This is a genomic window from Kaarinaea lacus (assembly GCF_975902315.1).
In genome coordinates this window covers 1-4,182 of record NZ_CDLKIE010000073.1, presented here as the reverse complement: position 1 = coordinate 4,182, position 4,182 = coordinate 1, and the positions used below count along the sequence as shown (strand labels likewise).

Below are 4,182 nucleotides of genomic sequence, written 5' to 3'. Positions count from 1 at the left end.
CCAATAACCCCGGTTGTTAAGCTGAGTCAAATGATCAGTACGACTTAACGTCTGCAGTGTGTCATTCGCCATTTCCAGTTCGCTACTACTGACAGCACTATCGGTTACATCATATATAATTATACCGATGTGATTAACCGTTCCATCCACCGATGTTAGCGGGATCAGGGTAACATTCTGATACATAAAATCTGCCGGGCCGGTAATAGGTCGATAATTTTTGAATTTAATCAGATAAGGCCTTTGTTCCCAGGTAGTAAACGAACGGCAATTCAACAAAAACACAGATTCAGCTTTTCTTTTAAACCAGTCCTCAGAAATATCTGGCAGTGAATCAAAAATATTTTTTTCAATGATATCCCTGGCGGGTATTCCACTATGATTCGCCATGAAACTGTTCCACACGTGAACATTGTATTCACGATCCATTACGACAAGTCCTACGTCGATGGATTGCAACATATCCATCATCCAGTGTAGTTCGGTTATTTCTATTTTGGCCGTTTCCGCTGTCATTCTGGCATCACATAGCTAATTAATTCGTAAAGTGGCGCAATAGAGTCTTCGGTAAATAAAAATAATAGATCACATGAAATAGCACGACCTTCAATTCCAAAACTGATTTCAATGGCCAGGGTCCTGTCCCAACGAGTGGCATTTCGTTTCATTAAATCGGTAACCTTAACATGCCTCCCTAATACAATTGGGTGACCCTGGCTAAAAGCAACATCCAGTTGCTCTGAAATACCTTTTAGAAAAGCACTAATTAGAATGCTTGAAATATCCATTAATAGTTCAAGCTCAACGGCATCATCAATGCTGTCCTGGTAACTCATCAAGTCCGCCATATCCACAAAACTTGAATCATCAAAAATCAGTAGCGCTTCTCCAGCAATACCCGCACCAATGAAACCCTGGCAGACAGCCGACACTGAATCACTGTGATCGACGTATTTGAGCGCCATGCGCAACTCATTTTTCTCGATGGTATTGACATTAGGCACAGGCAAATTGATATACACATCTAAAAGCCGAGCAAGTAGATCAGCTGCCCTGCCCATGGCAACGTTCGCCACCTCCTGACAACCAGCACGAATATCCGTGTCCAGGGAAACAGGCTTGATACGTTTCCTTTTGAAAACCTTTACGCCGTGCTGAGAAAGGATCTCGACGACTTCTTGCTTGTTCACAGGTTTTTTAATAAAAGCCGCGGCACCCAGTTCCATGACCCGCTTGTGCGCGTCAGGCTGAATATCACCCGACACAACGATTACCTTGAGTGGTAAATCCGCATCACGAATAGCTTTCAACGTCTCATAGCCATCCATGACAGGCATATTTAAATCGAGGAAAATAATCTCTGCCTTGCCTGCTTTGATAGCAGCCAGCCCCTCTACACCATCATTGGCAAAAGTGATATCCACGTCACAACCCTCCGGCAATGCACGCAACATCTGCTTGCGCGCAAAACTGGAGTCGTCACAAATTACGATGGGTGTCGGCATGGGATTTAGCTATACGTCCTTTATATTGAATTGCGATGTCTATATCTAAAACACGTGACGGATTAAATGGCTGGTCATTTGTCAAATTTCACTCTCATCCGCCAACTTAAAAATGCGCTACGAATCAGCTGTCCTTTAATATCGGCTTCAGCACAGTTAACTTAAATGCTTGTCCCCAAACAGAAATTATTACTCTCCATGAATCAATCAGTTAATTTGTGCCCATCAGTAAAGATTAGCGACTGGTTTCTGAGGAGCGTTCTGGGACACGTTTTTCTGCCCGTTAGCCCTGCAATCGAATCGAAAAAAAAGCCTGGTCAGTTGTGCTGACCAGGCTCTCGATTTCATTTCACTTCTGGTGTGATGCTATTTTTTCTTCTTTTCAAACTGGGAAATCATCTTGTAATAACCAGTCGCACCTTTATCCATAAAGTAGTAATTTTTGATCCCTTCTCTTTCTAACGCATACTGCAACCAGCGAACCTGTTTGCCAACTTCATCATAGATGAAGAGAGTCTTTCCTTTGGCTTTGGCTTTGCGTATGTAACTATAAACTTTATCCATCTTGTTCAAGCTGGTCCATCGCTCCTGTATTGGAAAAAATCCAACACCGGCACGTTGATATTTATCACGAATATCAAGCACGATAACTTTACTTGGATCGTCTGTGGCAAATTCACTGAATTTATCCGGGTGCAACAAACGGGCTTTAAACTGCTTCTTGGACAGGATTTGACGCGTATCCACGGGGCTTTTACCGAGTAATTCAGCCTGATCAGGGTAAGCTTTTGCCCATACAAAGATTCCGGCATCATATGCATAGACATCCTTCAAGCCCAACTTCGCCGCACGTTTCGCGGCCTTGTAAGACTTCATACAGGTATGGCCATTACAGTAGAACACCAGTGGTTTACCGGTTTTTTCTCGCAATTGTTGCACGCTGGCATCGAAAGTTTTTAGCGCTACAGGAATATTTACCGCACCTTTAATTTTTAAGGTATCAAATTCAAACTTGGAACGCGTATCCACGATTACCACGTCCTTCATTTGCTTACGCAGATCTTCCAGCTCTATATATGGAACCATTTTGTATTTTTTATGGGTCCGCCCCGGAAATTCTTCCTTGTCCGCTGCAAGCGCAACGCCCTGGAATAGCATAACCAGCATTGTGACTATCACTACACTTAATCGACGCATCTCTGTAAACTCCAAAAGCTAATAAATTGATAATGCGCTGAATCCTAACGTATTTTATAATTTTCAGCGTTTCTCTCTTATCGGACCTGGTTGATCAAAACTTTAGCAATCTCCATAGCGAAAAACGATTGAATCACGACACAAGTTGCCAATCCTGATATCCGGTATGATAAACCTGACATAATGACAGGCATTCCCTTTTTCGATTGATTTTATTGATAATTGAGTAAGTATAAATTTCATAATTTGCTACTCACCTGGAACTAACTCAATAAGCAATACAACAGATCAGTGCACTTGGCATGATCTTCGCTATATTTTTAGTGGGTGGAATAAATGGACGGAACCAAAATCCGGCAATTCCAGGTTAACTTATTGAATCATTAACAGAATACAAACTTCGCGGGTCATAGCAATTCGTGGCATGCGAATGGAAAGTTTTCAATAACAGGCGATAATTAAATTTTCGCCGCAATGTTTCTGGATCTTAGTAATATAAAAATAAAAACATGGGTGTTTAAGCAAAGCTTCTAATGATTGGGTGATAATGTGATCGCATTTGAACATAAAGATGTCCTGGAAGAATTGAATTCCAGCATACCACTTCGAGATAAGCTGGCCTACGTGCATCAAGTCTTAAAATCTCGTTATGAATTTATCGATCGCGTTTCGGTTGCCATTTATGAGGCCAAAACAGATATTATCCGCACTTTCGTCGATAGCAGTGGCGCAGATGAACCACTAAAACAATATGAAGCAAAATTATCCGATGTGCCTTCCTTGCAGGAAATCATCGAGAAAAAAAGGCCGCGCATTGTCAGCGATTTAAAAATCTACGAAAGTAGTAATAGTGAACATGCTACAAAAATCAACAAACAGGGATATCGTTCCAGTTATACCCTGCCTATGTATGTCAACAGCGCCTTGTTTGGATTTGTTTTTTTTAATTCCTATACGCTCGATCCGTTTGATAAAGATGAAATACTGCACCACCTCGATGTATTCGGACACCTGGTCTCCCTTCAGGTCATCAATGACATTAGCGCCATCAAGACGTTATTAGCAACGGTGAAAACCGCGCGTGATGTCACCAATAAAAGAGACCTGGAAACGGGTACGCATATTGACCGGGTTGCAGGTTATTCCCAGTTGATCGCACGTGAATTAGCCGAGAAATACCAGCTTAGCGATGAGTATATAGAGCATATTTTCCTGTTCGCACCGTTGCACGACATCGGCAAAATCGGTATCCCGGATCGTATCCTGTTAAAACAGGGGAAGCTGGACACAGAAGAGTTCCAGCAAATGAAATTACACACTCAAAAAGGCCACGAAATTATTGATGACCTGCTTGGTAACTATGGGCTCGACAGCTTTCATCATGTTGATGTTCTCAGAAACATCGCACTTTATCACCATGAAGCTATGGATGGTTCGGGTTACCCAAAAGGCCTGAAAGGCGAGGAGATTCCTGTTGAAT

The 4,182-nt window shown here is 42.1% G+C and carries 4 protein-coding genes; 1 reads left to right on the top strand and 3 read right to left on the bottom strand.

Going from position 1 to position 4,182, the window contains the following annotated elements; translation table 11 throughout:
- From ACWVCM_RS01695 to ACWVCM_RS01685, 3 genes are all read right to left on the bottom strand, one after another.
- A partial coding sequence (locus tag ACWVCM_RS01695) for a PAS domain-containing protein (protein ID WP_455199967.1) occupies positions 1-516 on the bottom strand: 516 nt, incomplete at its 3' end.
- Positions 513-1,505: a response regulator gene (locus ACWVCM_RS01690; RefSeq protein ID WP_455199966.1), complete on the bottom strand. Its 993-nt coding sequence runs from the start codon at positions 1,503-1,505 to the stop codon at positions 513-515. The genes ACWVCM_RS01695 and ACWVCM_RS01690, both read right to left, overlap by 4 nt.
- A 366-nt stretch (positions 1,506-1,871) precedes the next feature.
- The gene (locus ACWVCM_RS01685; protein WP_455199965.1) at positions 1,872-2,702 is read right to left on the bottom strand and encodes a rhodanese-like domain-containing protein; all 831 of its coding nucleotides are present in this window, start codon (positions 2,700-2,702) and stop codon (positions 1,872-1,874) included.
- Positions 2,703-3,251: 549 nt separating this feature from the next.
- Between ACWVCM_RS01685 and ACWVCM_RS01680 the strand changes: the two genes are divergently transcribed.
- Positions 3,252-4,182: HD-GYP domain-containing protein (locus tag ACWVCM_RS01680; RefSeq protein WP_455199964.1), on the top strand; the 931-nt coding region annotated here is incomplete at its 3' end.